The 3,473-nt window shown below is 76.1% G+C and carries 4 protein-coding genes; all 4 read right to left on the reverse strand.

Going from position 1 to position 3,473, the window contains the following annotated elements:
• Positions 1-162: 162 nt before the first annotated feature.
• Positions 163-1,803: a secretin N-terminal domain-containing protein gene (locus VGR37_13055; protein HEV2148326.1), complete on the reverse strand. Its 1,641-nt coding sequence runs from the start codon at positions 1,801-1,803 to the stop codon at positions 163-165.
• Positions 1,800-2,324 carry a hypothetical protein gene (locus tag VGR37_13060; protein ID HEV2148327.1) on the reverse strand — a complete coding sequence of 175 codons (525 nt, stop codon included), beginning with the start codon at positions 2,322-2,324 and terminating at the stop codon, positions 1,800-1,802. The genes VGR37_13055 and VGR37_13060 overlap by 4 nt, the downstream gene beginning before the upstream one ends.
• Positions 2,321-2,950 (reverse strand): GspMb/PilO family protein, encoded by a 630-nt coding sequence (locus tag VGR37_13065; GenBank protein ID HEV2148328.1) that lies wholly within the window; start codon positions 2,948-2,950, stop codon positions 2,321-2,323. Before VGR37_13065 ends, VGR37_13060 begins: the two co-directional genes overlap by 4 nt.
• Positions 2,947-3,473: PilN domain-containing protein (locus VGR37_13070; GenBank protein ID HEV2148329.1), on the reverse strand; the 527-nt coding region annotated here is incomplete at its 5' end. The genes VGR37_13065 and VGR37_13070, both read right to left, overlap by 4 nt.

Here is a 3,473-nt window from a genome sequence, read left to right on the forward strand (position 1 = left end):
CCGCGCCGCGCGCCCTCGCGAAGTCGCGGGCCAGCGCGTCCGCCGCCACCCCCGCCCCCCGCTCGGCGGGAGGACGGAGCGCCGGGACCACCACCGCCGCGGCGAGCCCCACGAGGAGGAGCACCACCATCACCTCCACCAGGGTGAACCCCCCGCGCGCAGTCATGGCTTCCCCCGGCTTTCCGGCCACCCCACGTCGCGCGGGGTGGGTTTGGCGGGGGCCGCCGGCTCGCCCTCCCGCTCCGGCTGCGCGCCGGGCGGCACCGGGGCGGCCGGCGCAGGCGAGTCGGGAGTGAGGTCGGTCGGGAGCAGCGGGATCGAGTCCGGGAGGACCCGCTCCAGGCGCTGGGTCGCTTCGCGCGCCCGCAGCGTCGCCGCGTCCACATCCTCGTCGGTCCGCAGCACGTGCGGGGTGAGGAAGAGGAAGAGCTCGGTCAGCGCCCGGCGGTTCCGCGTGGAGCGGAACAGGGTCCCTATCAGCGGGATGTTCCGCAGGATGGGGATCCCGCCGTTGGAGCCGGAGCGGAGCTGGTCCACCAGCCCGCCGATGATGGCCGTCTGGCCGTCGCGGACCAGGAGCTGGGTCTGCGCCTCGCGGGTGCTGATCACCGGCGCCCCGAACTGGGTCTCGGGAGTGGCGGTGCTCACCTCCTGCAGCACGGCCAGGCTCACGTAGCCGTCGGGGTTGATGGTGGGGCGGATGGTGAGCTGGGTCCCCACGTCGCGGTACTGGATCACCTGGTCGCGCACCGCGTTGTCGGTGGGGAAGGCGCGCGAGATCTGGATGAACGGCCGCTCGTCGCCCACCAGGATGCGCGCCTCGTGGTTGTTCTGCGCCAGGATCACCGGGCGGGACAGGATGGACACCTCCCCCGTGGACGAGAGCGCCCGCAGCACCACGTCGGCGCGGACCGCGCCGAGCCCCAGCACCCGGAGCGCCACCCCTCCGGCGGAAAGCCCCGGCAGCTCCCCGCCCACCGTCGCCCCGGTGCGCGGCTCGCGCTGGTCCGGGACCCGGACGTCCACCCCCAGGTCGAAGTTCCGGTCGCGCCGGACCTCGGCGATGATCACCTCGATCAGCACCTGGAGGGGGCGGGTGTCGAGCTGCTCCACCGCGGCGAGGATGGTCCGGAGGTCCGCCGGGTTGGCGCGCACCAGGAGCGAGTTGGTGCGCGCGTCGGGGACGATCTGCACCGAGCCCGAGAGCCCCGCGGCGATCCCCCCCCCGGCGCGGTCCACGTTCACCTGCACGTCCGGGGCGGGGGGCGCGTACCCGGCCGGGAGCTGGACCCGGCGGCTCCGCAGCTCGTCGGCGAGCGAGGGCCGCTCCGGTCCCCCGATCCCGAAGAGTGCGCCGATGGTGCGCGCCATCTCGTCGGCGGGGGCGTGCCGCATGCGGATCACGTGGATCTGCGAGGCGCCGCCCTGCACCGCGGCGGGTACCTGCACGGCGGCCGGCGGGGCTTCCTGCGTGCCGACGATGCGCAGCAGCCCCCCCTCGTCCACCAGCTCCAGCCCGTTGGCCCGGACCAGGCTCTCCAGGTAGCTGCGCACCTGCGAGACGGGGACGGGGCTGCTGGTGCGGATGGTGACCGGCCGGCTCGGCAGGTCGGAGTAGATCACGTTCAGCCCCGCGGCCTCGGCCAGGGCGCTCACCACGATCCGCAGGTCCGCGTTCTGGAAGTCGAGGGTGACCCCGCGCGCGGTGCGCTCCACCCCCGCCGGCGGATCCTGGGCGCGGAGGGGGAGGGGCGCCGCCGGCAGGGCGAGCAGCGCCGCGGCGAGCAGGGCGCGGCACCTCACTGCGTCCCTCCCGCTTCCGGCGCGCGGAGGACCAGCGTCGTGTCCTTCCCCACCAGCGTCGCCGTCCCCGCCCGCACGCGGGTGAGCCGCATCCCCTCGAAGCTCTGCCCCACCCGGACCAGCCGGGCCTGCCCGCTCGGCCCGGCCAGCGCCGCCGCGCCCCCGCCGTCCGAGAAGGTGAGGGTGCCGAGGACGCGGAACATGGCGAAGGCCGGCGAAGGGGCGACCTGCACCGGCGGCGGCGGCGCGGGGACGGCCTCGCCCGGCATCCGGTACCGCCCCGCGGGGCGCCTGCGGTCCGGGCGGAAGGGGTCGCGCGCGACCGCCGCGAGGACCGTGGCCTCGGAGCGGTCGCCGCTTCGCGAGGCGAAGACCGGCAGGGGACGAGCAGCGGCAGCGGACATCGGGTCACCCATGGGTTCGAATCGGTGCGCTTCGACGGATACGCGGACACAGAGCGCAACCGAGAGCACGAGCAGCCCGAACGCCAGGACGTCGGGGCGTGTCCAGAAGGATCTCATGGCCGGCTCTCCCCTTCCTCCGCCGACGGCTCCCGGGGGGCCGCCAGCGTGAAGCCGCTCACGCTCATCTCGAACGACAGGACCTCCGGCATGTCGGCGTTCACCGCCCCCCAGGCCGGCTCCGAGCGGCCCCCCTCGATGCGGAGGCGCTCCACGTGGACGAGCTGGGGCCCCGTCTCCAGCAGGTGGAGCAGCGTCAGCACCCCTTCCAGGTCCGACTCGCCGGAGAGCCGCAGGGGGATGGCCGTGATCCCTCCCCCCGCCGGGCGGGGCGGCTCCAGCTCCATCCGCTTCGCGCGGACCGCCCCGATGCGGGCGAGGCGCCGGACGTAGGTGGCGAAGTGCGGGCCCGCCGCGCCGACGTCCTCCCCGGGGACGAGCCGCTTCGCTTCTTCCAGGAGGAGCTCCGCGCCGGCCTCGAACTCCTCCGGGTACGCCCGGGCCGCGACCAGGAGGTCCCTTTCGCGGAGCAGGAGCGAGCGCTCCGCCTCCAGCCGGGTCTCGGCCTGGTCGAGGGCGCGGAGGTACGGGCCGACCGCGAAGACCCAGAGCAGCGCGGGGACGAGGAGCAGCGCCCCCAGGCGGAGGGCCCGGCGGTCGCGGGCGGAAAGCGCGGGCCAGGTCATGGCGTGCTCCGCGAAGGGGCGGAGCGGGGCGGCTCCTCCAGCGAGGCCGCCACGTCGAACCGCTCGCCCGCGTCGTCCGAGTCCCAGCGCAGCGGGGCGGCGAGCGCCACCCGGTCGAAGCGGGGCGACGCCTGCAGCGCGGGGACCACCCCCGAGGCCGACCGGGCGAGCCCGCCCAGGCGGAGGCCGGTGCTGTCGGCCGTCAGGGCCTGGAGGTACGCCGAGTCGGGGAGCGCCTGGGCGAGCGCGGCGAACTGCGGAGTCCAGCGGGGAGCCTTCTCCTCCAGCTCCGCCAGGGTCTCCAGGCGCATGCGCAGCCCGTTTACGGACTCCCGGGCCCGCTGCGCGTCGGCCACGGCGTCGGCGATCGCCGCGCGCCGCGACTGCACCAGCTCCAGCTCCCGGCGCACGCCCCAGAGGTGCACCCCCGCGCTCAGCAGGAGGACCACGACGCTGGCCGAGAGGAACGCGACGGCCCGCTGCCGGATGCGCCGGGCCGCCGCGGCCCGCTGCGCCTCGGGGA

The organism is Longimicrobiaceae bacterium, from assembly GCA_035936415.1.
Taxonomy (GTDB): domain Bacteria; phylum Gemmatimonadota; class Gemmatimonadetes; order Longimicrobiales; family Longimicrobiaceae; genus JAFAYN01.